Annotated in this window: 27 protein-coding genes; 14 read left to right on the plus strand and 13 right to left on the minus strand. The window is 59.5% G+C overall.

All coding sequences use genetic code 11. The features are described from left to right. Positions 1-17: 17 nt before the first annotated feature. From QK293_RS00880 to gatC, 4 genes are all read right to left on the minus strand, one after another. A complete protein-coding gene (locus tag QK293_RS00880; protein ID WP_282375063.1) occupies positions 18-392 on the minus strand; it encodes a septal ring lytic transglycosylase RlpA family protein in 375 nt (124 codons plus the stop codon). Between the two features lie 128 nt (positions 393-520). Further along, positions 521-1,966: an Asp-tRNA(Asn)/Glu-tRNA(Gln) amidotransferase subunit GatB gene (gene gatB, locus QK293_RS00885; protein WP_282375064.1), complete on the minus strand. Its 1,446-nt coding sequence runs from the start codon at positions 1,964-1,966 to the stop codon at positions 521-523. A 10-nt stretch (positions 1,967-1,976) separates the two neighbouring features. Continuing rightward, positions 1,977-3,428, minus strand: coding sequence for an Asp-tRNA(Asn)/Glu-tRNA(Gln) amidotransferase subunit GatA (gatA, locus tag QK293_RS00890; protein WP_282375065.1), 1,452 nt, complete (start codon positions 3,426-3,428; stop codon positions 1,977-1,979). A 16-nt stretch (positions 3,429-3,444) separates the two neighbouring features. Next, positions 3,445-3,732 carry an Asp-tRNA(Asn)/Glu-tRNA(Gln) amidotransferase subunit GatC gene (gene gatC / locus QK293_RS00895; RefSeq protein WP_282375067.1) on the minus strand — a complete coding sequence of 96 codons (288 nt, stop codon included), beginning with the start codon at positions 3,730-3,732 and terminating at the stop codon, positions 3,445-3,447. Positions 3,733-3,942: 210 nt separating this feature from the next. Here gatC and mreB point away from each other — a divergent pair, with 210 nt between their 5' ends. The 8 genes from mreB to tldD all read left to right on the plus strand — a co-directional run bounded on the left by mreB (position 3,943) and on the right by tldD (position 15,277). After that, on the plus strand, positions 3,943-4,980 hold the full coding sequence (mreB, locus tag QK293_RS00900; protein WP_002555108.1) for a rod shape-determining protein MreB: 1,038 nt from the start codon (positions 3,943-3,945) through the stop codon (positions 4,978-4,980). A 142-nt stretch (positions 4,981-5,122) separates the two neighbouring features. After that, entirely contained in the window at positions 5,123-6,205 is a 1,083-nt protein-coding gene (gene mreC, locus QK293_RS00905) for a rod shape-determining protein MreC (protein WP_282375326.1), read from the plus strand. After that, entirely contained in the window at positions 6,205-6,696 is a 492-nt protein-coding gene (gene mreD / locus QK293_RS00910) for a rod shape-determining protein MreD (protein WP_282375069.1), read from the plus strand. Before mreC ends, mreD begins: the two co-directional genes overlap by 1 nt. 50 nt (positions 6,697-6,746) lie before the next feature. Beyond that, positions 6,747-7,343, plus strand: a complete 597-nt coding sequence (locus QK293_RS00915; protein WP_282375070.1) for a Maf family protein — start codon at positions 6,747-6,749, stop codon at positions 7,341-7,343. Between the two features lie 57 nt (positions 7,344-7,400). Further along, positions 7,401-8,858 (plus strand): ribonuclease G, encoded by a 1,458-nt coding sequence (gene rng / locus QK293_RS00920; protein WP_282375071.1) that lies wholly within the window; start codon positions 7,401-7,403, stop codon positions 8,856-8,858. A 75-nt stretch (positions 8,859-8,933) separates the two neighbouring features. Continuing rightward, positions 8,934-12,737 carry a YhdP family protein gene (locus QK293_RS00925; RefSeq protein WP_282375072.1) on the plus strand — a complete coding sequence of 1,268 codons (3,804 nt, stop codon included), beginning with the start codon at positions 8,934-8,936 and terminating at the stop codon, positions 12,735-12,737. 231 nt (positions 12,738-12,968) lie between these two features. Further along, positions 12,969-13,829 carry a carbon-nitrogen hydrolase family protein gene (locus QK293_RS00930; RefSeq protein ID WP_282375073.1) on the plus strand — a complete coding sequence of 287 codons (861 nt, stop codon included), beginning with the start codon at positions 12,969-12,971 and terminating at the stop codon, positions 13,827-13,829. 5 nt (positions 13,830-13,834) lie between these two features. Further along, positions 13,835-15,277 carry a metalloprotease TldD gene (tldD, locus tag QK293_RS00935; protein ID WP_282375074.1) on the plus strand — a complete coding sequence of 481 codons (1,443 nt, stop codon included), beginning with the start codon at positions 13,835-13,837 and terminating at the stop codon, positions 15,275-15,277. A 48-nt stretch (positions 15,278-15,325) separates the two neighbouring features. Here tldD and yjgA read toward each other — a convergent pair whose 3' ends face one another. Continuing rightward, positions 15,326-15,850, minus strand: coding sequence for a ribosome biogenesis factor YjgA (gene yjgA, locus QK293_RS00940; protein ID WP_282375075.1), 525 nt, complete (start codon positions 15,848-15,850; stop codon positions 15,326-15,328). A gap of 108 nt (positions 15,851-15,958) precedes the next feature. On the opposite strand from yjgA, the gene pmbA reads away from it, so the two are divergent. The 6 genes from pmbA (at position 15,959) to QK293_RS00970 (ending at position 21,199) form a co-directional block, all read left to right on the plus strand. Then, positions 15,959-17,305, plus strand: coding sequence for a metalloprotease PmbA (gene pmbA, locus QK293_RS00945; RefSeq protein WP_282375077.1), 1,347 nt, complete (start codon positions 15,959-15,961; stop codon positions 17,303-17,305). Between the two features lie 135 nt (positions 17,306-17,440). Further along, complete coding sequence (locus tag QK293_RS00950; RefSeq protein WP_282375080.1) at positions 17,441-17,836, plus strand: FagA protein; 396 nt, start codon at positions 17,441-17,443, stop codon at positions 17,834-17,836. Then, entirely contained in the window at positions 17,829-19,205 is a 1,377-nt protein-coding gene (locus QK293_RS00955; protein WP_282375081.1) for a class II fumarate hydratase, read from the plus strand. Before QK293_RS00950 ends, QK293_RS00955 begins: the two co-directional genes overlap by 8 nt. Before the next feature lie 27 nt (positions 19,206-19,232). Continuing rightward, positions 19,233-19,661 carry a hypothetical protein gene (locus QK293_RS00960; RefSeq protein WP_282375083.1) on the plus strand — a complete coding sequence of 143 codons (429 nt, stop codon included), beginning with the start codon at positions 19,233-19,235 and terminating at the stop codon, positions 19,659-19,661. Positions 19,662-19,663: 2 nt separating this feature from the next. Continuing rightward, positions 19,664-20,275 (plus strand): superoxide dismutase, encoded by a 612-nt coding sequence (locus QK293_RS00965; RefSeq protein WP_282375084.1) that lies wholly within the window; start codon positions 19,664-19,666, stop codon positions 20,273-20,275. Between the two features lie 30 nt (positions 20,276-20,305). Beyond that, a complete protein-coding gene (locus QK293_RS00970) occupies positions 20,306-21,199 on the plus strand; it encodes a ZIP family metal transporter (RefSeq protein WP_282375085.1) in 894 nt (297 codons plus the stop codon). Positions 21,200-21,207: 8 nt separating this feature from the next. On the opposite strand, the gene QK293_RS00975 is transcribed toward QK293_RS00970, so the two are convergent. The 8 genes from QK293_RS00975 to lptC all read right to left on the minus strand — a co-directional run bounded on the left by QK293_RS00975 (position 21,208) and on the right by lptC (position 26,727). Further along, a complete protein-coding gene (locus QK293_RS00975) occupies positions 21,208-21,483 on the minus strand; it encodes an HPr family phosphocarrier protein (protein WP_282375086.1) in 276 nt (91 codons plus the stop codon). Positions 21,484-21,498: 15 nt separating this feature from the next. Beyond that, a complete protein-coding gene (gene rapZ / locus QK293_RS00980; protein ID WP_282375087.1) occupies positions 21,499-22,356 on the minus strand; it encodes an RNase adapter RapZ in 858 nt (285 codons plus the stop codon). A gap of 2 nt (positions 22,357-22,358) precedes the next feature. Continuing rightward, on the minus strand, positions 22,359-22,823 hold the full coding sequence (ptsN, locus tag QK293_RS00985; protein ID WP_282375088.1) for a PTS IIA-like nitrogen regulatory protein PtsN: 465 nt from the start codon (positions 22,821-22,823) through the stop codon (positions 22,359-22,361). A gap of 12 nt (positions 22,824-22,835) precedes the next feature. Further along, positions 22,836-23,144 (minus strand): ribosome-associated translation inhibitor RaiA, encoded by a 309-nt coding sequence (raiA, locus tag QK293_RS00990; protein WP_007941242.1) that lies wholly within the window; start codon positions 23,142-23,144, stop codon positions 22,836-22,838. A gap of 73 nt (positions 23,145-23,217) precedes the next feature. Further along, positions 23,218-24,711 (minus strand): RNA polymerase factor sigma-54, encoded by a 1,494-nt coding sequence (locus QK293_RS00995; RefSeq protein WP_282375089.1) that lies wholly within the window; start codon positions 24,709-24,711, stop codon positions 23,218-23,220. Positions 24,712-24,894: 183 nt separating this feature from the next. Further along, on the minus strand, positions 24,895-25,620 hold the full coding sequence (gene lptB, locus QK293_RS01000) for an LPS export ABC transporter ATP-binding protein (RefSeq protein ID WP_282375090.1): 726 nt from the start codon (positions 25,618-25,620) through the stop codon (positions 24,895-24,897). Beyond that, entirely contained in the window at positions 25,620-26,168 is a 549-nt protein-coding gene (lptA, locus tag QK293_RS01005) for a lipopolysaccharide transport periplasmic protein LptA (protein ID WP_282375092.1), read from the minus strand. The genes lptB and lptA overlap by 1 nt, the downstream gene beginning before the upstream one ends. Beyond that, positions 26,155-26,727: an LPS export ABC transporter periplasmic protein LptC gene (lptC, locus tag QK293_RS01010; RefSeq protein WP_282375093.1), complete on the minus strand. Its 573-nt coding sequence runs from the start codon at positions 26,725-26,727 to the stop codon at positions 26,155-26,157. Before lptC ends, lptA begins: the two co-directional genes overlap by 14 nt. Positions 26,728-26,731 lie beyond the last annotated feature (4 nt).

The following is a 26,731-nucleotide window of genomic DNA, read 5'->3' on the forward strand; positions in this document are numbered from 1 at the left end:
GGTCGGCGCTCCATCAGTCAGTCGTCAAGGGCTTGCACGCGAACCCGTGCGGTGCCGCTTCTGAGCATACCCAGTTGTTCGGCGGCCTCGTGTGAAACATCGATCAGACGTCCACGGGTATGTGGCCCGCGATCGTTGATGCGCACTACGCAGGATTTGTCGGTATTCAGATTGGTGACCTTCACCCGCGTGCCAAAGGGCAACTGGCGGTGGGCGGCGGTCAGGGAATTCTTGTTGAAACGCTCGCCGCTGGCGGTGCGTTTGCCTTGGTGTTTGGCGCCGTAATAAGAGGCAACACCGGTCTTGTCGTAGCCGTGTGGATCGATGGCATCGGTGCTGGCGCAACCGGCCAGCAGAGAGAGCAGGGCGCAGGCACCCAGTAGACGCTTCATTAGGTGACCCCATGATCGTTCCCACGCTCCGCGTGGGAATGCAGCCCGTGACGCTCGGCGTCACAAAAGCGGACGCAGAGCGTCCAATGAGGCGTTCCCACGCGGGAGCGTGGGAACGATCACTGTGGTTAGCCTTCGAGCTTGCTTTTCAGCAGTTCGTTGACCTGTTGCGGGTTGGCCTTGCCTTTGGAGGCTTTCATGGCCTGGCCGACGAAGAAGCCGAACATTTTGCCGCGCTTGGCTTCGTCTGCCGCGCGGTATTGTTCAACTTGTTCGGCGTTGGCCGCGAGCATCTCGTCGAGCACCGCAGAGATCGCGCCCGTGTCGGTCACTTGCTTCAGACCGCGCTTGTCGATGATCTCGTCCGCACTGCCTTCGCCGTTGGCCATGGCTTCAAAGACCACCTTGGCGATTTTGCCGGAGATGGTGTTGTCGGAGATGCGCAGCAGCATGCCGCCCAATTGCTCGGCCAAGACCGGCGACTGATCAATGTCCAGGCCCTGTTTGTTCAACAGGCTGCCCAATTCAACCATGACCCAGTTGGCCGCCAGCTTGGCGTCGCCGCCGATGCTCACGACTGTCTCGAAGTAATCGGCTTGCTCGCGGCTGGTGGCCAGGACGCTGGCGTCGTAGACCGACAGACCGAACTGCGCCTGGAAGCGCTCGCGTTTCTGCGGTGGCAATTCCGGCAGGGTGGCGCGCACGTCGTCGAGGAACGAGTCTTCGATGACCACCGGCAGCAAGTCCGGATCGGGGAAGTAGCGGTAGTCGTTAGCTTCCTCTTTGCTGCGCATCGGACGGGTTTCGTCCTTGTTCGGATCGTAAAGGCGGGTTTGCTGGATCACCTTGCCGCCGTCTTCGATCAGTTCGATCTGACGCTGCACTTCGCTGTTGATCGCCTTCTCGATGAAGCGGAACGAGTTGACGTTCTTGATCTCGCAGCGCGTGCCATATTCAACCTGGCCCTTCGGACGGATCGACACGTTGCAGTCGCAACGCAGCGAGCCTTCGGCCATGTTGCCGTCGCAGATGCCGAGGTAACGCACCAGCGCGTGGACCGTCTTGACGTAAGCCACGGCTTCCTTGGCGCTGCGCATGTCAGGCTCGGAAACGATTTCCAGCAGCGGCGTGCCAGCGCGGTTCAGGTCGATGCCGGTGGCACCGGTGAACTCTTCGTGCAGGCTTTTACCGGCGTCTTCTTCCAGGTGCGCACGGGTGACGCCGACACGTTTGATCGTGCCGTCGTCCATGGCGATGTCCAGGTGACCCTTGCCAACGATCGGCAATTCCATCTGGCTGATCTGGTAGCCCTTGGGCAGGTCCGGGTAGAAATAGTTTTTACGGGCGAACACGTTGTGCTGGCCGATCTCGGCATCAATCGCCAGACCGAACATCACCGCCATGCGCACCGCTTCCTGGTTCAGCACCGGCAATACGCCGGGCATGCCGAGGTCAACCAGGCTGGCTTGGGTGTTCGGCTCGGAACCAAACGTGGTGGAGCTACCGGAAAAGATTTTCGACCGGGTGGTGAGCTGGGTGTGAATCTCCAGCCCGATCACGACTTCCCATTGCATGTGTTTCTCCTCAGAAGCCGGTTGGGGTGCGGGTGTGCCAGTCAGTGTTTTGCTGATACTGATGGGCAACGTTCAACAGGCGACCTTCCTGGAAATACGGGGCGAGCAATTGCACGCCCACCGGCAGGCCATCGACGAAACCAGCAGGCATGGACAAGCCCGGCAGGCCGGCGAGGTTGGCGGTGATGGTGTAGACGTCTTCCAGGTAAGCAGCAACCGGGTCGCTGTTCTTGGCGCCGAGCTTCCAGGCCGGGTTCGGTGTGGTTGGGCCGAGGATGATGTCGACCTCATTAAAGGCTGCCATGAAGTCGTTCTTGATCAAGCGACGAATCTTTTGGGCCTTCAGGTAGTAGGCGTCGTAGTAACCGGCCGACAACGCGTAGGCACCGACCATGATCCGGCGCTGTACTTCCGGGCCGAAACCTTCGCCACGGGAACGTTTGTACAGGTCTTCCAGATTCTTCGGATCTTCGCAGCGATGGCCGAAGCGCACGCCGTCGAAACGCGACAGGTTGGAAGAGGCTTCTGCCGGCGCGATCACGTAGTACGCAGGGATTGCGTGCTGCATGTTCGGCAGGCTGATTTCCTTGACCACGGCGCCGAGCTTTTTCAGCTCTTCGACACTGGCCATGACCAGGTCGGCGATGCGCGGGTCCAGGCCGGCGCTGAAGTACTCCTTCGGCACGCCGATGCGCAGGCCTTGCAGCGAACCGTTGAGGCCGGCGCTGTAATCAGGCACGGGCTCGTCGATGCTGGTGGAGTCTTGCGGGTCGAAACCGGCCATGCCTTGCAGCAGGATCGCGCAGTCTTCGGCGGTGCGGGCCAGAGGGCCGCCCTGATCGAGGCTGGAGGCGTAGGCGATCATGCCCCAGCGCGAAACGCGACCGTACGTCGGTTTCAGGCCGGTGAGGTTGGTCAGTGCGGCGGGCTGTCGGATCGAGCCACCCGTGTCAGTGCCGGTGGCCGCAGGCAGCAGGCGCGCGGCAACCGCAGCCGCCGAACCGCCGGACGAACCGCCCGGTACGTATTCAAGGTTCCACGGGTTTTTCACCGGGCCGTAGTAGCTCGACTCGTTGGCCGAACCCATGGCGAATTCGTCCATGTTGGTCTTGCCCAGGGTCACGGCCCCGGCAGCGGCCAGCTTGGCAACGACAGTGGCGTCGTACGGCGCTTTAAAATTGTCGAGCATCTTCGAACCGCAGCTGGTGCGGATACCCTGGGTGCAGAACAGGTCTTTGTGCGCGATCGGCGCGCCGAGCAGGGCGCCGCTCTCACCCTTGGCGCGGCGTGCGTCAGCGGCTTTCGCCTGCTGGAGCGCCAGGTCCTCGGTGAGGCTGATAAAACTGTTGAGCTGCGGATCGAGCTGGACGATACGCGCCAGCAGGGTTTTGGTCAGCTCTTCGGAAGAAAACTTTTTATCGGCGAGTCCGCGGGCGATCTCGGCCAGAGTCAATTGATGCATTGCAGGCTCTTTCCCTTTAGTCGATGACTTTCGGAACCAGGTACAGGCCGTTTTCGACCGCTGGTGCGATGGACTGATAGGCCTCGCGATGATTGGTCTCGGTCACAACGTCTGCACGCAGGCGCTGGCTGGCTTCCAGTGGGTGGGCGAGCGGCTCGATACCGTCGGTATTGACCGCCTGCATTTCGTCGACCAGCGCCAGAATACTGTTCAGGGCCGAAGTAATATGTGGAAGATCGGCATCATTAAGGCCCAGACAGGCCAGATGAGCGATTTTTTCCACGTCGGAGCGTTCAAGCGCCATGGGAATCTCCAGTGGAAAACAGAACGGACGGCGTCCGTGTGTTAGATTGTCGGAACACTACCGCATTTCTACGGTCATAAGGCCGCGATTGTGGGGGTTGGTGCACAGAAAAGCGGCCAATTTAACATATTGGCGCCTTGCCCAAAATCCCTGTCGTTGTTAGAGTTTGCCGCACTTTTTTACCCACGCGTTGCCTAGGGTCCCTTTCCCATGTTCAAGAAACTGCGTGGCATGTTTTCCAGCGATCTTTCCATTGACCTGGGCACTGCCAACACCCTTATTTACGTGCGCGAGCGCGGTATCGTCCTGAATGAGCCCTCGGTTGTGGCTATTCGGACACACGGTAACCAGAAAAGTGTCGTTGCTGTCGGCACCGAGGCCAAGCGCATGCTCGGCCGTACGCCGGGCAACATTGCTGCCATTCGTCCGATGAAGGACGGCGTGATCGCCGACTTCAGCGTTTGCGAAAAGATGCTGCAGTACTTTATCAACAAGGTTCACGAAAACAGCTTCCTGCAGCCTAGCCCTCGTGTGTTGATCTGCGTTCCGTGCAAATCCACCCAGGTTGAGCGTCGTGCCATCCGTGAATCGGCCCTCGGTGCCGGTGCCCGTGAAGTGTTCCTGATCGAAGAGCCAATGGCTGCTGCGATCGGTGCCGGCCTGCCGGTTGAAGAAGCTCGCGGCTCGATGGTTGTCGATATCGGTGGTGGTACTACTGAAATCGCACTGATCTCCCTGAACGGTGTGGTTTACGCCGAATCCGTACGGGTTGGCGGCGACCGCTTCGACGAAGCGATCATCACTTACGTGCGTCGCAACTACGGCAGCCTGATCGGCGAATCCACGGCCGAGCGCATCAAGCAGGAAATCGGTACAGCCTACCCGGGCGGCGAAGTTCGCGAAGTCGACGTTCGTGGCCGTAACCTGGCCGAAGGCGTTCCACGCGCATTCACCCTGAACTCCAATGAAGTGCTGGAAGCTCTGCAAGAGTCCCTGGCCACCATCGTTCAGGCTGTGAAAAGTGCGCTGGAGCAATCGCCTCCAGAACTGGCTTCCGATATCGCCGAGCGTGGTCTGGTGCTGACCGGTGGTGGCGCCTTGCTGCGTGACCTCGACAAGTTGCTGGCGCAGGAAACCGGTCTGCCGGTGATCGTTGCCGAAGACCCGCTGACCTGCGTTGCTCGCGGCGGTGGCCGTGCATTGGAAATGATGGATAAACACACCATGGACCTGCTTTCCAGCGAGTGATTTCGCCGGTCGCATCTATGCTGTTGGCGCACAGGCAGCACTTTGCAGTGCTGCCTGTTGGCGTATATCTTCTGTCAGTCTGCATCCAGGCCGGTTTGATGCCGTATGAATAAAGAGAACATTTGCCTGGGAGGAGCGGCTTATTAAACCGCTTTTCACCAAAGGGCCTTCACTGGGCGTGCGCTTGTTGGTGCTGGTCGTGCTATCGGTCGCACTGATGGTGGTCGATGCCCGCTTCACACTGCTCAAGCCGGTGCGTAGCCAAATGTCGCTGGTGCTGATGCAGTCCTACTGGATCACCGACCTGCCGCAGCGGCTATGGCAGGGTGTGTCCAGCCAATTTGGCAGCCGAACCGAGCTCGTCGCCGAAAACGAAAAACTCAAAACCGAAAACCTGCTGTTGCAGGGCCGCATGCAAAAGCTTGCCGCCCTCACCGAGCAGAACGTTCGGCTGCGCGAGTTGCTCAACTCCTCCGCACTGGTCAACGAGAAGGTCGAAGTGGCCGAGTTGATCGGCATGGACCCCAATCCCTTCACCCATCGCATCATCATCAATAAAGGTGAGCGTGACGGTGTGGTCCTTGGTCAGCCGGTACTTGATGCCCGTGGCCTGATGGGCCAGGTGGTCGAGTTGATGCCGTACACCTCTCGTGTGCTGCTGCTGACCGACACCACTCACAGCATTCCGGTGCAGGTGAACCGCAACGGCCTGCGGGCGATTGCCAGCGGCACCGGCAACCCGGAACGCCTGGAGCTGCGTCACGTGGCCGATACCGCCGACATTAAAGAAGGCGATCTGCTGGTCAGCTCCGGTCTGGGTCAGCGGTTCCCGGCGGGTTACCCGGTGGCGACGGTCAAGGAAGTGATTCACGATTCCGGTCAGCCGTTCGCCATTGTACGTGCCGTTCCGACCGCCGCCTTGAACCGCAGCCGTTACCTGCTGCTGGTGTTCACCGACGGCCGCACAGCCGAAGAGCGCGCCAATGAAGCCGCCCAGGCGCAAGAGGCTCTGGACCAGCACGGTGGTGGGCCCATCATTCCAGCGACCGTGCCCAAACCTGCCATCGTTCCGGCTGCTGTTGCTGCGCCCGCGACTCCGGTTGCGCCGACGACTGCCCCGGCTGCCGCAACCCCGGCCAAACCTGTGGCAACTCATTCTGCTGCCGTGAAGCCTGCTGCCAAACCGCCTGTCTCCGCGCCGGCTACCACTGGGGGACGAGAATAATGGTCGGTGCTACTGCATCCCGAAACGGCTGGATCGTCTGGCTGACCTTCGCCATCGGCCTGCTGCTCAGCATTTCGCCGCTGCCGCAATTCATGGAAATCCTCCGTCCTCTGTGGCTGGCCCTGTTGCTGGCGTTCTGGGCGTTGGCCATGCCACAGAAAGTCGGGATGGTCACCGCGTGGTGCCTGGGCCTGGCCGAAGACGTGCTTTATGGCACGCTGCTGGGCCAGAACGCGTTGATCCTGACGCTGATCACGTATCTGGTGCTGGCGCTGCAACAGCGCCTGCGCATGTTCCCGATGTGGCAACAGAGCCTGGTGATCCTGGTGATCTTCGGCCTCGCGCAGCTTGTTCAATTATGGCTCAGCGCCCTGACCGGCAATCGTCAGCCGACGCTGGCGCTGGTCTTGCCGGCCCTGGTCAGTGCATTGCTGTGGCCGTGGATCAGCTACGGTTTGCGCGGTTTGCGTCGACGCTACAAAATCAATTAATTCGGTCAGGCATTTGCCCGCACCAGGGCACTGGACAGGGAGATGTCTTGATGAAACAGCTATATCTGGCCTCAGGCTCGCCGCGTCGGCGTGAACTGCTCACGCAGATCGGCGTGCCGTTCTGCGCCATCAGCGCGGACATCGATGAAACCCCTTTAAGTGATGAATCCCCGTCGGCTTACGTCGAGCGCCTGGCGCGCGGCAAAGCCGAGGCCGGGCGCGGGACTGTCGTGTCCGAGGCAGATTTTTGCGTGCTGGGCGCCGATACCGCCGTGGTACTGGACGGGAAAATTCTTGGCAAACCGGTTGATGAAGCGCAAGCGTGCGCCATGCTTATGTTGTTGTCCGGTTGTGAGCATGAAGTCCTGACGGCGATTGCGGTGCGAGAGGGTGAGCGTTGCGAGTCTCGGGTCGTGCGCAGTCTGGTGCGTTTTCGCAACATCAGTCGTGATGAAGCGGTGGCCTACTGGGCCAGCGGCGAGCCGCAGGACAAGGCCGGCGGCTATGGCATTCAAGGGCTCGGCGCAGTGTTTGTCGCCGGCCTCAATGGCAGTTACTCGGCGGTGGTCGGGTTGCCGCTGTGCGAAACCGCTGAGCTGCTCGGCCATTTCGGCATACCCTGTTGGCAAACCCTTAACGCGCGTTGAGCGTCGTACTGACAAGATGCGGCCATTATCGTGAACATGCCTGAACGAGACCCTGCCATGAGTGAAGAGATCCTGATCAACATCACGCCGATGGAATCGCGCGTGGCGGTGGTTGAAAACGGTGTTCTGCAAGAGGTCCACGTCGAGCGCACGCAAAAACGCGGGATCGTCGGCAACATCTATAAAGGCAAGGTCGTGCGGGTCTTGCCGGGCATGCAGGCGGCATTCGTCGACATTGGTCTGGACCGCGCCGCGTTCATTCATGCCTCGGAAATTTCCCTGCGCGAAGGCCCTGCGGTGGAGAGCATCAGCGCGCTGGTTCACGAAGGCCAGAGCCTGGTGGTGCAAGTCACCAAGGACCCGATCGGCTCCAAAGGCGCACGCCTGACGACTCAGCTGTCGATTCCGTCGCGTTATCTGGTGTACATGCCGCGCACTGCGCACGTCGGCATTTCATTGAAGATCGAAGACGAAGCCGAGCGCGATCGACTCAAGCAAGTGGTCACCGATTGCGTGGCCAAAGAAGGCATCAAAGAGGCGGGAGGCTTCATCCTGCGTACCGCCGCCGAAGGTGCCGGCGCCGATGAAATCCTCATGGACATCCGCTACCTGCGCCGTCTCTGGGATCAGATCAACGAGCAGATCAAAACCATCAGCGCACCCAGTGTGATCTACGAAGATCTCGGCCTGGCGCTGCGCACCTTGCGTGACCTGGTGAGCCCGAAGATCGAGAAGATCAGGATCGACTCCCGGGAAACCTTCCAGAAAACCACACAGTTTGTCGCTGAACTGATGCCGGAAATCGCCGATCGTCTTGAGCATTACCCGGGGGAACGGCCGATCTTCGACCTGTACGGCGTCGAAGACGAGATTCAGAAAGCCCTGGAACGCAAAGTCCCGCTGAAGTCCGGCGGTTATCTGGTGGTCGATCCGGCGGAAGCCATGAGCACTATCGACGTCAACACCGGGGCGTTCGTCGGTCATCGCAACCTCGAAGAAACCATCTTCAAGACCAACCTCGAAGCGGCAACCGCCATCGCTCGTCAGCTGCGCCTGCGCAACCTGGGCGGGATCATCATCATCGATTTCATCGACATGGAAGATGAAGAGCACCAGCGTCAGGTGCTGCGCACACTCGAGAAGCAACTGGAGCGCGATCACGCCAAGACCAACATCATCGGCATCACCGAGCTGGGCCTTGTGCAGATGACTCGCAAGCGCACCCGCGAAAGTCTCGAACAAGTGCTGTGCGAGCCGTGCAGCAGCTGTCAGGGTCGCGGCAAGCTCAAGACGCCGGAAACCGTTTGCTACGAGATTTTCCGCGAAATCCTCCGAGAGGCTCGCGCCTATCAGGCGGAAGGCTATCGTGTATTGGCAAACCAGAAAGTGGTCGACCGTCTGCTCGATGAAGAATCGGGCAATGTCGCCGAGCTCGAAGGTTTTATCGGGCGCACCATTCGGTTCCAGGTGGAAACCATGTACTCCCAGGAACAATACGACGTGGTGCTGCTCTGAATCGTTGTATTTCTAACCTACTAGAACGGCTGGCCTCAGCTTTTTGCAGTATTTTTGCCATGGGAGCCAACTGACATGGAGCGTCTGACACGCATTTTGGCCGCATTGACCCGCTGGGGTCTGGGCCTGTGCGCGTTGGTATTGGTGTTGATGGCGTTGTACGTCAGCCTCGGCCGAGAGCTGACGCCGCTGGTGGCCGAGTACCGTGCCGAGGTCGAAGCTAAAGCCAGTGCTGCCTTGGGCATGCCGCTGAGTATCGGCAAACTTGAAGGCAACTGGAGCGGCTTTGCGCCGATGATGCTGGCTCACGACGTCATGGTCGGCGAGGGCGCCAATGCCCTGCGTCTGGATCAGGTTCGCGTGGTGCCGGATCTGTGGGCCAGCCTGCTGGCTCGCGAAGTACGCATCGCTCACCTTGAACTCAGCGGCCTGAAGATCAGCCTCAAAGAAGGCGAGGACGGCCATTGGGCGCTGGAAGGTTTGCCGGTGCAGCAGGATCAGCCGCTGGATCCGGCGCAATTGCTCAACCGAATGCAAATGGTTCAGCGGCTGTCGGTGCTCGATAGCCAGGTCACTTTGCAGCCTCTGAAAGAGCAGCCCCTGACCCTGACTTACGTCGGCCTGAATCTGCGAACCGGCGCGTCGCGTCAGCGACTCGACGTTCGCCTGACCCTGCCCGACGGCCAACCGGTGGCCATGAGTCTGCGCACCCGTCTACGCGCCAGCGAGTGGAAGGACGGCGAAGCGGATGCCTATCTGAGCCTGCCACAAAGCGACTGGTCGAAGTGGTTGCCTGAGCGCCTGACCCAGCAATGGAATTTCTCCGAGATCAAGGCCGGTGGCGAGCTCTGGGTGAGCTGGGGCAAGGGCGCCCTGCAAAGTGGTGCGATACGCTTGAACGCGCCGCAACTCAAGGGTGCCTACGCTGAGCGCAAGCCGATCAAGATCAATAATCTGGCGCTGAACGGCTACTTCCAGCGCGGCGCCGAAGGCGTCCTTATCACCCTGGATTCCCTGGCCATGAACCTTGGCGATACCCGCTGGGAAACGCATCTGCAACTCAAACAAAGCGCGGCTACCGACAAGATTGAAGAGCTTTGGCATCTGCAAGCCGACCGCCTTGACCTCACCCCGATCACCCCGGTACTGAATGCCTTGGGGCCGCTGCCCGAAGGCGTTGCCACGGCCGTCGAGCGACTCAAAGTGACAGGTGGCCTGCGCAACGTGCTGATCGACTTCCGGCCCAATGCCACCGACGACAGCAAGTTCGGCTTTGCCGCCAATCTGGATCGGGTCGGCTTCGATGCCTATCACGGTGCCCCGGCCGCGCGCAATGTCAGTGGCAGCATCAGCGGTGATCTGGGCGGTGGCGAGCTGCGCATGGACAGCAAGGATTTTTCCCTGCATCTGGACCCGATCTTCGCTAAGCCATGGCAATACATTCAGGCCAATGCCCGGCTGACCTGGAAACTCGACAAAGACGCCTTCACCTTGATCGCACCGTACCTGAAGGTACTGGGTGAAGAAGGCAAGATTGCCGGCGACTTTCTGATCCGCCTGCATTTCGATCACACCCAGGAAGACTACATGGACCTGCGGGTCGGTCTGGTGGACGGCGACGGTCGATACACCGCCAAGTACCTGCCGCAAATGCTCAGCCCGGCGCTGGACGAATGGCTGCGTACGGCCATTCTCAAAGGTGCGGTGGACGAAGGGTTCTTCCAGTACCAAGGGTCGTTGAACCACGGTGCCGCCGAGACTGCGCGCAGCATCAGCCTGTTCTTCAAGGTTCACGATGCCGAACTGGCCTTCCAGCCAGGCTGGCCACCTGTCAGCAAGGTCACGGGTGATGTGTTTGTTGAAGACAGCGGCGTGCGGGTCTTGGCCAGCAAGGGTCAGTTGCTCAATACCCAGGTCAGCGACATTTACGTCAATATTCCCCATGTGCCTGCGGGGCAAAACGTCCACCTGTTCCTCGACGGTGGGTTCGCCGGCGGGCTGGGCGATGGACTGAAGATTCTCCAGGAAGCACCGATCGGCACCGCAACCACCTTTGCCGGCTGGGAAGGCGAGGGCGATCTGCAAGGCAAACTGAAACTGGATATTCCGCTGGTTAAAGGCGAGCAGCCGAAGATCCTCGTCAACTTCAAGACCGCCAAAGCCCGTCTGAAACTGGCCGAGCCAACCCTGGAGCTGACTCAGCTCAAGGGCGATTTCCGTTTCGACAGCACCAAGGGGTTGAGCGGACAAAACATCACCGCGCGCGCCTTTGATAAACCAGTGACCGCACAGATTTTTGCCGATGGCAGCCCGGGTAACCTCAAGACTCGCGTTACCGCCTCGGGTCAGGTCGAGGTCAAGAAGCTTACTGACTGGCTGAGCGTTACTCAGCCGTTGCCAGTGGCCGGTATGATCCCTTATCAGCTGCAACTGAACCTTGATGGGGCCGACAGTCAATTGATGGTCAACTCCAACCTCAAGGGCGTAGCAATCGATTTGCCGGCGCCGTTCGGCTTGGCTGCCGATGTGGGCCGCGACACCACGTTCCGCATGACCCTGCAGGGGCCGGAGCGGCGCTACTGGGTCAGCTACGGTGATCTGGCGAGCTTCACGTTTGCGGCACCGGCCGGCAATTTTGCCGACGGACGTGGCGAGTTGTTCCTGGGGGGCGGCAATGCCGTGTTGCCCGGCGCCAAGGGCTTGCGAGTTCGAGGCGTACTGTCGGAACTGGATGTCGGCCCGTGGAAGGATCTGGTGGACAAGTATGCTGGCCAGGACCCGGGCGGCAGCGCCAAACAGTTGCTCAGCAGCGCGGACTTCAAGGTCGGCAAACTCAGCGGTATCGGGACCACGCTCGATCAGGTTTCCGTACAGTTGAACCGCAAACCTGCCGCGTGGGCCTTGCAACTCGACAGTCAGCAGGTCAAGGGCAGCGCCAGCCTCCCCGATGCGAAAGCCGCGCCGATTGCGATCAATCTGCAATACGTGCGATTGCCAGCGCCAGACCCGACGGTCCTGGCCGACGAAAACTCGCCAGATCCGCTGGCCACGGTCGATCCGACGAAGATTCCGGCGCTTGACGTTACCATCAATCAGCTTTTCCAGGGGAAGGACCTCGTCGGGGCCTGGTACCTGAAAGTCCGGCCGACCGCCAAGGGCATTGCGCTTACCACACTGGATCTGGGCCTCAAGGGTATTCTCTTGCAGGGCAGCGGCGGTTGGGAAGGCATGCCCGGTTCCAGCAGCAGTTGGTACAGGGGCCGGATCAGCGGTAAGAATCTCGCCGATGTGCTGAAGGGCTGGGGCTTTGCGCCGAGTGTCACCAGTGAAGAATTTCATATGGATGTCGATGGTCGCTGGCCCGGTTCGCCAGCCTGGCTGGCTACCAAGCGCTTCTCCGGAACCCTCGATGCTTCGCTGAACAAAGGCCAGTTTGTTGAAATAGAGGGCAGCGCCCAGGCATTGCGAGTGTTTGGCTTGCTGAACTTCAATTCCATCGGCCGCCGGCTGCGCCTGGACTTCTCCGACCTGTTCGGCAAAGGCTTGAGTTACGACCGGGTCAAAGGCCTGCTGGTCGCGACCAACGGCGTATACGTGACGCGTGAGCCGATCCTGATGACCGGTCCATCGAGCAATATTGAGCTCGCTGGCACCCTGGACCTGGTGGGCGATAAGGTCGATGCCAAGTTGCTGGTGACCTTGCCTGTGACCAATAACCTGCCGATTGCTGCGCTGATTGTCGGCGCACCGGCTATCGGTGGCGCGCTGTTCTTGATCGACAAGCTGATCGGTGACCGCGTAGCGCGCTTCGCGAGCGTAAAATACACCGTCAAGGGGCCGTGGAAAGAGCCGAAAATCACCTTCGACAAGCCTTTTTGAAAAGCCATGTCTTTGGCCGATGGAGTAGCATGGCCAAAGACTTTTATGTGGCGACGCAAGTCCCTTATAGCAGCTGGCGAAGCCTGCGTTCGGCTGTGCAGCAGTCGTAAATCCTGGATGCACGGTTTACCTGACAGACCACGTTGCCTGATTTTACGACTGCTGCGCAGCCGAACGCAGGCTGCGCCAGCTGCTACAGGTAGTCGTACGAATCTCAATAAGGAAAAGGCCATGTCTGTAGCGGTGATTCAAATGGTCAGCCAGAGCGATGTGCTGGCCAACCTGGCCCAGGCCCGTCGTCTGCTTGAGCAGGCCGCGGCCGGTGGTGCGCAGCTCGCCGTCCTGCCGGAAAACTTCGCCGCCATGGGCCGTCGCGACATTGGCGACATCGGCCGCGCCGAGGCGTCGGGCGAAGGCCCGATCCTGCCATGGTTGAAACAGACCGCCCGCGACCTCACGTTATGGATAGTGGCCGGCACGTTGCCGTTGCCGCCGGCAGACCAGCCGATGGCGAAAGTGCATGCCTGCTCGTTGCTGGTGAATGATCACGGCGAAATCGTTGCACGGTATGACAAGTTGCACCTCTTCGACGTCGATGTGGCGGACAATCGCGGGCGTTATCGCGAGTCCGATGACTATGCTTATGGCAGTGGGGTGGTGGTGGCGGACACGCCCGTCGGTCGAGTCGGGCTGACCGTGTGTTACGACCTGCGCTTCCCGGAGCTGTACAGCGAATTACGCGCTGCCGGTGCGCAGTTGATTACCGCGCCGTCGGCCTTTACCGCGGTGACCGGCGCGGCGCATTGGGATGTATTGATTCGCGCGCGGGCCATCGAAACTCAATGTTATGTGCTCGCTGCCGCTCAGGGTGGAACCCATCCGGGGCCGCGAGAAACCTGGGGTCATGCGGCAATCATCGACCCATGGGGACGTGTGTTGGCGCAGCAGGACCAAGGTGAGGCCGTGCTGCTGGCCGAACGCGATAGCAGCGAACAGGCGTCCATCCGGGCGCGGATGCCGGTGTCCAGTCACCGGCGCTTTTTCTCGCAGGGCGCACAGCGACCTGCCCGGAACGACGAATTTAAGGCGTAAAGCATATGAGCGAGTTGTTGTCCTCAGTCAGTGAACACCTCCTGGCGCCCGGCGGCGTAACGATCGAGAGCCTGCAAGGTGTGCTCGGCGATTTGGCCGGCCCTGGCATCGATGCCGCCGACCTGTATTTCCAGGGGCAGATCTCCGAGTCCTGGGCGCTGGAAGACGGGATCGTCAAGGAAGGCAGCTTCAATCTCGACCAAGGTGTCGGTGTGCGAGCGCAATCGGGTGAGAAAACCGGTTTTGCCTACAGCAATGCCATTACCCTCGAAGCCCTTGGCGCTGCGGCCCGTGCTGCGCGTTCGATCTCCCGCGCCGGGCAGAACGGCGCGGTGCAAGCGTTCACCACTCAGGATGTCGCCCAGTTGTACGGGCCGGACAACCCACTGGAAGTGATGACCCGTGCCGAGAAGGTCGAATTGCTCAAACGCATCGACGTCGCGACTCGCGCCCTCGATCCGCGTATCCAGCAAGTCACCGTGAGCATGGCCGGCGTCTGGGAGCGAATCCTCGTGGCTTCCACCGATGGCGGCCTGGCCGCCGATGTACGGCCGTTGGTGCGCTTTAACGTCAGCGTGATCGTCGAACAGAACGGTCGTCGTGAGCGCGGCGGTCATGGCGGTGGCGGTCGTACCGATTACCGCTATTTCCTCAGCGATGACCGTGCCATGGGCTATGCCCGTGAAGCGTTGCGTCAGGCACTGGTGAATCTGGAGGCCATCCCGGCGCCGGCCGGTACGTTACCGGTGGTGCTCGGTTCCGGCTGGTCCGGCGTGTTGCTGCACGAAGCGGTCGGCCACGGTCTGGAAGGCGACTTCAACCGCAAGGGCAGTTCCGCCTACAGCGGGCGCATGGGCGAGATGGTTGCGTCCAAACTTTGCACCATCGTCGATGACGGCACGCTGGCCGGTCGTCGCGGTTCCCTGAACGTCGATGATGAGGGCACGCCGACCGAGTGCACCACGCTGATCGAAAACGGCGTACTCAAAGGCTACATGCAGGACAAGCTCAACGCCCGCCTGATGGGCGTGGCCCGTACCGGTAACGGTCGCCGCGAATCCTACGCGCACCTGCCGATGCCGCGCATGACCAACACCTACATGCTCGCTGGCGAAAGCGACCCGGCAGAAATCATCGCCTCGGTGAAGCGCGGCATCTACTGCGCCAACCTTGGCGGCGGTCAGGTGGACATCACCAGCGGCAAGTTCGTGTTCTCCACCAGCGAGGCGTACTTGATCGAAGACGGCAAGATTACTGCCCCGGTCAAAGGCGCGACGTTGATCGGCAACGGCCCGGAAGCCATGAGCAAGGTGTCGATGGTCGGTAACGATCTGGCGCTGGACAGCGGCGTGGGGACGTGTGGCAAGGATGGGCAGTCGGTACCGGTGGGTGTCGGCCAGCCAACCCTGAAAATCGATGCGATCACTGTGGGTGGCACAGGGTCTTGAGAAATGGAGCTTCGGGTGAACTGCAATGCAGCTCACCCGATTCGAGATTTAACGCAAACCGCGTTGAGTCTCGTCCAGCTCACGGATGTACTTGAAGATTTTACGGTTCGATGCCGGTGGCTTGTTGGTCGCCAGTTCGTGCTGGGCCTGACGGATCAGGGAGCGCAATTGCTGACGATCAGCCTCCGGGTAGTCGATGACGAACTTCTCCAGAACGCCGTCGTCGCCAGCGATCAAGCGATCGCGCCAGCGTTCCAGACCATGGAAACGTTCGTTGTACTGCCGAGTGGAGGCATCGAGTTGATCGAGCAAAGTCAGAATGGCGTCAGTGTCCTGATCGCGCATCAGTTTGCCGATGAACATAAGGTGCCGTTTACGCGCGATATTCGCGGTGTGCTTGGAGGCATCGCCCAGAGCCCGGCGCAAAGCGTCGGTCAACGGCAGCTTTGCCAGCAAGTCAGGCTTGAGTGTTGTAAGGCGCTCGCCAAGGTCAACCAGAGCATGAAGCTCGCGTTTAACCTGGGATTTGCTTTTTTCTCCCGTATCGAGGGAGTCGTCGTAAGAATCAACCATGGTGGCCGTCCGCAAAGAAACGCCGCCATGATAACCAGTCGGGGGCCGCTTGTCCGGCCCGGTCGCTCGAAGGCCCCAGCCGAAAGCAGAATTTGAGTGGAGAACAGCATGAGTGCAGTTGAAAGCGTCGGCCCACAAGCGTTGCCGGCACTGCAAGAACAAGTCGAGCAGATCATCGCTGAAGCCAAGCGCCAGGGTGCCAGTGCCTGTGAAGTGGCCGTGTCCCTGGAGCAGGGCCTGTCGACCACGGTGCGTCAGCGTGAAGTCGAAACCGTCGAATTCCACCGCGATCAGGGTTTTGGCATCACCTTGTACGCTGGCCAGCGCAAAGGCTCGGCCAGCACGTCGGCCAGCGGTCCGGAGGCGATTCGCGAAACCGTCGCCGCCGCATTGGCCATCGCCAAGCACACGTCGGAAGACGAAGCTTCGGGCCTGGCGGACGCCGCGCTGATGGCCAAGGATCTGCAGGATTTTGACCTGTTCCATCAATGGGACATCACCCCGGAACAAGCCATCGAGCAGGCCCTGGCCTGTGAAGCGGCGGCGTTTGCCACCGACAGCCGGATCAAGAACGCCGACGGCACCACCCTCAGCACCCACCAGGGCTGCCTTGTTTACGGCAACAGTCACGGTTTCATCGGCGGTTACGCGTCGACTCGTCACAGCTTGAGCTGCGTGATGATTGCCGAGGCCGACGGCCAGATGCAGCGCGATTACTGGTACGACGTGAACCGCCAGGGGAGCTTGCTGGCCGACCCGGTGAGCATCGGCCAGCGTGCCGCGCAACGGGCGGCGAGCCGTCTGGGTGCGCGTCCGGTACCGACCTGCGAAGTGCCGGTGCTGTTTTCCGCGGAACTGGCCGGTGGTTTGTTCGGCAGTTTCCTTTCGGCGATTTCCGGTGGCAGCCTGTATCGCAAATCGTCGTTCCTTGAAGGCACGCTGGGGCAGAAGTTGTTCCCGGAATGGCTGACCCTCGATGAGCGTCCGCACTTGATGCGTGCGATGGGCAGTTCGGCGTTTGATGGCGATGGTTTGGCGACTTATGCCAAGCCATTCGTCGAAAACGGCGTATTGGTGTCGTACATCCTCGGCACCTATTCCGGTCGCAAACTGGGCATGCCGAGCACCGCCAATGCCGGCGGGGTGCACAACCTGTTCGTCACCCATGGCGACGAAGACCAGGCAGCCTTGCTGCGACGCATGGGCCGCGGCCTGCTGGTCACAGAATTGATGGGCCAGGGCCTGAACATGGTCACTGGCGATTACTCCCGTGGCGCGGCGGGTTACTGGGTCGAGAATGGGGAAATACAGTTTGCGGTCCAGGAAGTGACCATCGCTGGCAATATGCGTGACATGTTCAAACAGATCGTTGCGGTGGGTAATGACCTGGAATTGCGCAGCAACATTCGCACAGGTTCGGTGCTGATCGAACGGATGACGGTGGCGGGTAGCTAACGCTTAACCGTTACGCAAAAAGGCGCGCCGCCCATCGTTGGGCGGCGCGCCTTTTTTGTGTATTGATTTTCTCGGGGTTGTTTTGGTTCTCATTATCATCTAATAATAAATCTCATTACCGAATGAGCCCGGATCATGAGTTCTGCCTTGCACGAGCAGCCTTACCTCGAAAGCTGGCGCTGGATGAGTCGCCAGATCCGTTGCGCAATGGACCCTGACGAGCCTCGCCTGATCGAACATTACCTGGCCGAAGGTCGGTATCTCGCCTGCTGCACGGCAACGTCTCCCTGGACCATCGCCGAAACTTCTTTGCGTTTGTTGCTCGACACTGCCGCCGATGTTGCGTTGCCTTGGCACTGGCGCACTTTTTGTCTGGACCAGGCCTGGCGCCCGTTGCGCGACCTGGAACGCCTCTCTCTGTGCAAATGCCGCCTCAAGCGCTGGCAGAGCTACACCTGGCAACTGGCGACCTGCGAGTTGCAGCCCTCGATTCCTCTCATAGAACTGGTGCAAGGATTTCCCGATGAGTAAAACTCGTATCGAACGCGACAGCATGGGCGAACTTCAGGTCCCGGTGGACGCCCTCTATGGCGCACAAACCCAGCGTGCGGTGGATAACTTCCCCATCAGCGGCAAACCGATGCCTGTGCAGTTCATCCGTGCGCTGATCCTGGCCAAGGCCGCCGCTGCCCGAGCCAACGTCGAACTCAAGCAAATCAGCGAATCCCAGGGCAAAGCCATCGTCGATGCGGCACTGGGCCTGCTCCAAAGCGACTTCATGCAGCATTTTCCGGTGGATATCTTCCAGACCGGTTCCGGCACCAGTTCGAACATGAACGCCAACGAAGTGATCGCCACCCTGGCCAGCCGTCTGCTGGGTGAACCGGTGAGCCCCAACGATCACGTCAATTGTGGCCAAAGCAGCAACGACATCATCCCTACCACCATTCACGTCAGTGCTGCGTTGGCGTTGCACGAGCAATTGTTGCCGGCGCTGGTGCGTCTGGTACAGGTGATCGAGCGCAAGGCCGAAGAGGTTCATCACCACGTCAAAACCGGCCGCACCCACTTGATGGACGCCATGCCGGTGCGCATGAGTCAGGTGCTCAACGGTTGGGCGCAGCAGCTCAAGGCCAACATCGTTCATTTGCAAGATCTGCTGCCGAGCCTGCAATCCCTTGCTCAAGGCGGAACGGCAGTGGGCACCGGAATCAATGCTCATCCGCAATTCGCGGCGCGTTTCAGTGAGCAACTGAGCACGCTGACGCAGGTGCAATTCAAACCGGGTAAGGATCTGTTTGCACTGATTGGCTCCCAGGACACGGCGGTCAGTGTTTCGGGTCAGCTCAAGGCCACGGCCGTTTCTCTGATGAAAATCGCCAACGACCTGCGCTGGATGAACTCCGGCCCGCTGGCCGGCCTTGGTGAAATCGAGCTCGAAGCCTTGCAGCCGGGTTCTTCGATCATGCCTGGCAAGGTCAACCCGGTGATCCCGGAAGCAACCGCCATGGTCGCCGCCCAAGTCATCGGCAATGACACGGTCATCACCATCGCCGGTCAGTCGGGTAATTTCGAGCTGAACGTGATGCTGCCGATCATCGCCCAGAACCTGCTGAGCAGCATCGAGTTGCTGGCCAACTCCAGCCATCTGCTGGGTGAAAAGGCCATCGCCAGCTTCAAGGTCAACGAAGCCAGGCTCAAGGAAGCGCTGTCGCGCAACCCGATCCTGGTCACCGCACTCAACCCGATCATTGGTTACCAAAAAGCCGCGGAGATCGCCAAGAAGGCCTATCAACAAGGACAGCCGGTGATTGATGTTGCTCTGGAACACACCGACCTGACACGCAGCCAGCTTGAGGTCTTGCTGGACCCGGAAAAACTCACCGCAGGCGGCGTGTAATCACCGCAACCGCTTTGGAGGCTCACCATGGAGCACTGGAAACGCACGATCGAAAGGGCTAATCGCTGTTTCATGCTGGGCGAATTGGTCGATGCCCGCGAGGCTTACTTGCAGGCATTGGCCTTGGCTCAGGTGTTGTTCGAGCGCTGGGCGGATGCCGACGAAGCGGTGGCGGCCTGCGTGATTTCCCATCACAACCTGGCAGATCTTCACTTGCGTCTGAACCAGCCGGAGGAGAGTGCCGAGTACTTGTGCGCCATCCATCAGCGGTTGTTGCAGGCCATGCAGGACCCACGACTGGCGCCGGCCCTGCGCGAAGCAGCGTTGCGCCAGAGCAGCAAGACCTACGTCGAACTGCTGAATTTCATCAGCGAACACGGCGAGTATCCGCGCACCCATCGTTTGCTGCATATCGATGCCGTAGCGCCTACGCCTCTACATCATGGAGTTCATTGAAAATGGCTTTTACCCTGCCTGTCTTGCCATACGCCTACGACGCCCTGGAACCGCACATCGATGCGCAGACCATGGAAATCCACTACACCAAGCACCACCAGACCTACATCAACAACCTCAACGCTGCGGTTGAAGGCACCGAGTTTGCCGAGTGGCCAGTGGGAAAACTGGTGGCCAGCATCCAGCAACTGCCGGAAAAGCTTCGTGCGGCAGTAGTCAATCAGGGCGGTGGTCACGCCAACCATTCGCTGTTCTGGGAAGTGATGGCGCCCAACGGCGGCGGCAACCCTGAAGGTGAATTGGCAAGCGCGATTGAGGAACAGCTCGGCGGTATCGACAGTTTCAAGGAAGCCTTCACCAAAGCCGCGTTGACGCGTTTCGGCAGCGGCTGGGCGTGGCTCAGTGTGACGCCGCAAAAGAGGCTGGTCGTTGAAAGCAGCGGTAATCAGGACAGCCCGTTGATGAACGGTAATACGCCAATCCTCGGACTGGATGTTTGGGAGCATGCGTATTACCTGCGTTATCAGAACCGTCGCCCGGAATACATCAACGCGTTCTACAACGTGATCAATTGGCCTGAAGTCGCTACGCGCTATCAGTCTGCACTGGTTTAAGACTTCTACAAAAACAATCCAAGGCTGGCTATGGGCACTGAAACACTGGCGATCGGAAGTGGACGAATGTTTCGTTACGCATTCGGATCGCTGTTACTGCTGGCGGGTATGACGTTATTGGTTGCCCAAGGGCTGGCATGGCTGGACCTTGAGCCGAAACTGCTGCGCGCCCTGCAAGGCGGAGCGATCTGCGCCTTGGGCACTGCCTTGGGCGCGGTGCCTGTGCTGGTGATTCGGCGGATGCCCCAGGCAGTCAGTGATTCACTGCTTGGCTTCGGGGCCGGGGTGATGCTCGCGGCGACAGCTTTTTCGTTGATCGTTCCCGGGATCTCCGCCGCTGAAAACTTGGGGCTGACGCCTTGGGCGGCCAGCGGACTGATCAGTTTCGGCATCATGCTGGGTGCGTTCGGGCTGTTTCTGGTGGATCGAAAGGTCTCCGGAGCCAGTCCGCAAATGTGGGTCGGCTCCCTGGAACGGCCCGTGATCCCACCGCGTATCTGGTTGTTTGTGTTTGCCATCATCGCCCACAACATCCCCGAAGGCATGGCGGTTGGTGTGTCGGCGGGTGGTGGCATGCCCGACGCTGATAGCCTGGCCATGGGCATCGCCTTGCAGGATGTGCCGGAAGGTCTGGTAATCGCGCTGGTATTGGCCGGGGCAGGGATGTCGCGGGTCAAGGCGTTCCTGATCGGTGCTGCATCAGGTCTGGTCGAACCAGTCTTCGCGCTGTTGTGCGCTTGGCTGGTGAGCCTGGCTGAACTGTTGTTGCCCTTGGGGTTGGCGCTGGCGGCCGGGGCAATGTTGCTGGTGGTCACCCATGAAGTCATTCCCGAGTCGCGCCGCAATGGTCACGACAAGCTTGCAAGTCTTGGGTTGCTGATCGGGTTTTGCTTGATGATGGTGATGGATACAGCGCTCGCCTAAGCGAGTGCTTAACCACCTTCGCCGAAGTAGTCCTTTATCAAATCCACCAAAGCCTGCAAAGCTTCGTCAGCCTGCTCACCTTCGGTGCTCAGGTGAATTATTGTTCCCTTGCCGGCAGCGAGCATCATCATGGCCATGATGCTTTTTCCGTCTACCATGGACTCGGGAGTACGTCCGACCCGGATCGTGCAATCCTTGAACTCACCGGCGACGCCAACGAATTTCGCAGAAGCACGGGCATGCAAACCCAGTTTGTTGATGATTTCAATTTCCAGAGCAGGCATCGCGGTGTGAATCCTTTAGCTGAGGTCGCGGTGGCGAACCTGGACGTTCTTCAGGGTTTTTTGCAGGGCCTGGCCCAGACGTTCGGTCAGGTAGACGGAGCGGTGATGTCCGCCGGTGCAGCCAATGGCAATGGTGACATAAGCACGGTTGCTGGCGGCGAAGCGTGGCAGCCATTTGAGCAAGTACGTGGAAATGTCCTGGAACATCTCTTCGACATCCGGCTGTGCCGCCAAGTACTCGGCGACCGGTTGATCGAGCCCGGAATGATCGCGCAATTCCGGCTTCCAATAGGGATTGGGCAGGCAACGCACGTCGAACACCAGATCGGCGTCCACCGGCATGCCACGCTTGAAACCAAAAGACTCCACCAGAAACGCAGTACCGGGCTCCGGCTGGTTCAGCAGGCGCAGCTTGATGGTATCGCGCAGCTGATACAGGTTCAGGTTGGTGGTGTTTACTTTGAGATCGGCGAGGTCGGCAATCGGCCCGAGCAGGCTGGTTTCATCGTTGATGGCTTCGGCCAGCGAGCGATTGGCATTGCTCAGAGGGTGACGCCGGCGGGTTTCCGAGAAGCGTTTGAGCAAGGTTTCTTCGTCGGCGTCCAGATAAAGCACATCGCACTGGATATGCCGGCTGCGCACTTCTTCCAGCAGCTCCGGAAAACGCGACAAGTGACTTGGCAAGTTACGCGCATCGATGGATACGGCAACCAGCGGTTGTGCCAGCTCGGTGTGAATCAACGCGCGTTCGGCCAGTTCCGGCAACAGGCCGGCGGGAAGGTTGTCGATGCAGTAGTAGCCGTTGTCCTCGAGAACATCGAGCGCGGTACTTTTACCTGAGCCGGAGCGGCCACTGACGATGATCAAGCGCATGATTACTGACCGTTTTGCTCGTCCAGGACAACCTGATACAAGGCTTCATTGCTCGGGGCGCTGCGCAGTTTTTCGCGCACTTCCTTGCGATCGAGCATGCTGGCGATCTGGCGCAGTAGCTCCAGGTGCGCATCGGTGGCAGCTTGCGGGACCAGCAGAACGAACAGCAGGTCAACCGGGGCACCGTCGATGGCGTCGAAATCGATGGGGGCGTCGAGGTGCATCAAGGCACTGATGGGCGAGTTGCAGCCCTTCAGGCGACAGTGAGGGATGGCGATGCCGTTGCCAAAACCGGTGGAACCGAGTTTTTCACGGGCGACCAGACTCTCGAAGACATCCTGCATCGCCAGATCCGGCACTTCGCGGTGGATAAGGTTGGCAATTTGCTCGAGGGCTTTCTTTTTACTGCCGCCCGGCACGTTCACGAGGGAACGGCCGGGGGTCAGGATGCTTTCAAGTCGGATCATGGGTTGGGAGTGTTAACGACCGGTCGCGCCCTGGAGGAGGCTTTGGGTCTTTTCCTTATGCTTTTTGAGTTGTTTATCCAGCTTGTCGGTCAGTGCGTCGATCGCCGCGTACATGTCGGTATGCTCCGCATTTGCGACCACTTCATTGCCGGGAATATGCAGCGTGGCTTCGATTTTCTGCTTGAGCTTTTCGACCGTCATCGTGACTTGCACGTTGGTGATCTTGTCGAAATGCCTCTCTAATCGTTCGAGTTTTTCGCCGATGTAGGTGCGAAGAGGTTCGGTCACTTCCAGTTGGTGTCCACTGATGTTGACTTGCATACAGCTCTCCTTCGTTGCCAGTGCATAAAGCGGCAGGCAGAAATGCCTGCCACTGGAACGCTGTGGCGTGGCTCTACATCAACCGCTTGCGTTCGCTCGAAGGCGCGATCCCGAGGGATTCGCGGTACTTGGCGACGGTGCGGCGAGCCACCTGAATGCCTTGTGCCTCCAGTAAACCAGCGATCTTGCTGTCACTCAACGGCTTTTTCTGATTTTCCGCGGCAACCAGTTTTTTGATGATCGCGCGGATCGCCGTAGACGAGCATTCACCGCCCTCAGAGGTGCTGACGTGACTGGAGAAAAAGTATTTCAGTTCATATATGCCCCGTGGGGTATGCATGAATTTCTGCGTGGTCACCCGAGAAATCGTCGATTCGTGCATGCCCACCGCTTCGGCGATGTCATGCAGGACCAGCGGTTTCATGGCTTCGTCACCGTATTCAAGAAAGCCGCGCTGATGCTCGACGATCTGAGTGGCTACTTTCATCAGGGTTTCGTTGCGGCTTTGCAGGCTCTTGATGAACCAGCGGGCCTCTTGCAACTGATTGCGCATGAAGGTGTTGTCGGCGCTGGTGTCGGCGCGGCGCACGAAACCGGCGTATTGAGCATTGACCCGCAGTCGTGGCACGGATTCCTGGTTCAGTTCCACCAGCCAGCGCTCGTTGTCCTTGCGTACGATCACGTCGGGAACGACGTATTCGGCTTCGCTGGACTCGATCTGCGAGCCTGGGCGCGGGTTGAGGCTCTGGACCAGTTCAATCACTTGGCGCAGTTCATCTTCCTTGAGCTTCATGCGACGCATCAGCTGGCTGTAATCGCGGCTGCCGAGCAGGTCGATGTAATCGGTGACCAGGCGTTTGGCCTCCACCAGCCAAGGGGTCTTGGCGGACAACTGACGCAATTGCAGCAGCAGGCATTCGCCCAGGTTGCGGGCGCCGATGCCAGCGGGTTCGAATTGCTGGATGCGGTGCAGGACGGCTTCGATTTCGTCCAGTTCGATGTCCAGTTCCGGATCGAAGGCTTCGAGAATCTCCTCGAGGGTTTCGTCCAGGTAGCCCTGATTGTTGATGCAGTCGATCAGGGTCACGGCAATCAGGCGATCAGTGTCGGACATCGGTGCCAGGTTCAGTTGCCACAGCAGGTGGCTTTGCAGGCTTTCGCCGGCCGATGTACGGGTGGTGAAATCCCACTCGTCGTCATCGTTACTCGGCAGGCTGCTGGCGCTGGTCTGGTAGACGTCTTCCCACGCGGTGTCGACAGGCAGCTCGTTGGGAATGCGCTCGTTCCAGTCACCTTCCTCGAGGTTGTCCACCGTCGGGGCGGTTTCCTGGTAGGAGGGTTCCGAAACATCGGCGTTGGGTGGCTGTTCCGCTTTGTCGGCCAAGGGGTCGGCGTTATCGAAGTCGTCGCCTTCTTCCTGGCGTTCGAGCATCGGATTGGACTCCAGGGCCTCCTGGATTTCCTGTTGCAGGTCCAGGGTCGACAATTGGAGCAGGCGGATGGCCTGTTGCAGCTGCGGTGTCATCGTCAGCTGCTGGCCCATTCTCAAGACTAGCGATGGTTTCATGGCAGGGGCTTAACACCTTATTCGCCGGCGCACATGCGCCATCCACTACAGGGCGCCGGAGCGCCAAACATAAGCAAATTATATGCCTGAAACTGCAACGTTTGCCTAGAGCGCTGTAACAATAAAAAAGTATTCATTTTTATCGAGACAAGCGTTCGGTCGACTAGCCAGGCACCTTAGTGCTTACAGGCGGAATTCATGGCCCAGGTACACTTCCTTGACCAGATCGTTGGCCAGGATGGTGGCAGAGTCACCTTCAGCTATCAGCTGGCCATCGTTGACGATGTAGGCGGTTTCGCAGATATCCAGGGTTTCACGAACGTTGTGGTCAGTGATCAGCACACCAATGCCCTTGGCCTTGAGGTGATAGATGATCTGCTTGATGTCGCCCACCGAAATCGGGTCCACGCCGGCGAATGGTTCGTCGAGGAGGATGAATTTCGGGTTGGTGGCCAGTGCCCTGGCGATTTCCACACGGCGGCGTTCACCCCCGGACAGACTCATGCCGAGGTTGTCGCGGATGTGGCTGATGTGGAATTCCTGCAGCAGGCTTTCCAGCTCTTTGCGACGACCGGTCTTGTCGAGCTCCTTGCGGGTCTCGAGGATTGCCATGATGTTGTCAGCTACCGAGAGTTTGCGGAAGATCGATGCTTCTTGCGGAAGATAGCCGATACCGGCCTTTGCACGACCGTGCATAGGCTGGTGGCTGACATCCAGATCGTCAATCAGTACGCGGCCCTGATCGGCTTGTACCAGACCGACAATCATGTAGAAGCAGGTGGTCTTGCCGGCGCCATTGGGGCCTAGCAGGCCGACGATCTGACCGCTGTCGATGGACAGGCTGACGTCGCGCACGACCTGACGGCTCTTGTAGCTCTTGGCCAGATGCTGAGCTTTCAGAGTTGCCATTACGGGGCCTTTTGCTCTTCGGTTTTCTTTTTCGGCTGGATCACCATGTCGATCCGCGGACGCGACTCGGTGACCTTGCTGCCCGTAGCGCGACCGGCGCTGGCGAGCTTTTTGTTGGTGTCATAGACGATTTTCTCGCCTTGGGTCACGTTGCCGTCCTTGTCGATGACCTTGGCGCGGTCGACCAGCACGACACGGTCTTGCGAGGCGTGGTACTGGATAGTGACGCCATAGCCTTGAACCGGCTTTGTATCGCCTGCTGTTTGCAGTTGCTCGAAGTAGGCGAGGTTGCCCACCGAAGTCACTACGTCGATATCGCCGGCTGGGGTGCGGGTCATGGTCACAGTATTGCCGGTGACCTTCATCGAGCCCTGGGTGATGATCACGTCACCTTTATAGGTGGCAATGCCGTTCTTGTCGTCCAGTTGGGCGTCGTCCGCCTGGATGCGGATAGGCTGCTGTTGATCGTCCGGCAGAGCCCAGGCGCTCACGCTTCCCAGTGCTGCGCTCAGGCCGAGCAAAATAGGGAGGGTTTTAACGAGCCTCATACTGTCCTCTTACGTTCGATAGCAGGTGTATCCTGCTTTCTTTCAAATACGCCTTCATTCCCTTGCCAGTCGAGACACCACCAGCGCCGTCGATTCTAACGGGTTGATCGGTCTGCGCATATTGCTGTTGCGGGAACACTGTCATGCGGGTGGTGGTAATCAGCGTCTTGCGGTTTTTCTCGTCGAAACGCGTGATGCGCACCGAGTCGATCAGTTCGACCTGAGTGCCATCCGGATTGACTTCGCCACGTTCGCTCTGGACGTGCCAGGGGAATTGGGTGCCGCGGAATAGGTTCAGATCCGGATTGGTCAACAGCGTCACTTCGGTCGCCTTCAGGTGTTCAACCTTGTCGGACGTCATTTCGTATTGCAGTTTACCGTCCGGCAGGTACTGCACGCTGTGGGCGTTGACCGCGTAATAGTCGATCGCGGTTTCATCGACCTTTGCCACGGGCTGGTCGAGGAAGCGTTCCGGGCTGATGTTCCAGTAGCCGACCGCCGCGAATATCGCTGCGATGCAACCGAATACCAGGATTTTGCGAATCTTTTTACTCAGCATAGTT

Source organism: Pseudomonas sp. AL03 (assembly GCF_029960815.1).
Classification (GTDB): Bacteria; Pseudomonadota; Gammaproteobacteria; order Pseudomonadales; family Pseudomonadaceae; genus Aquipseudomonas.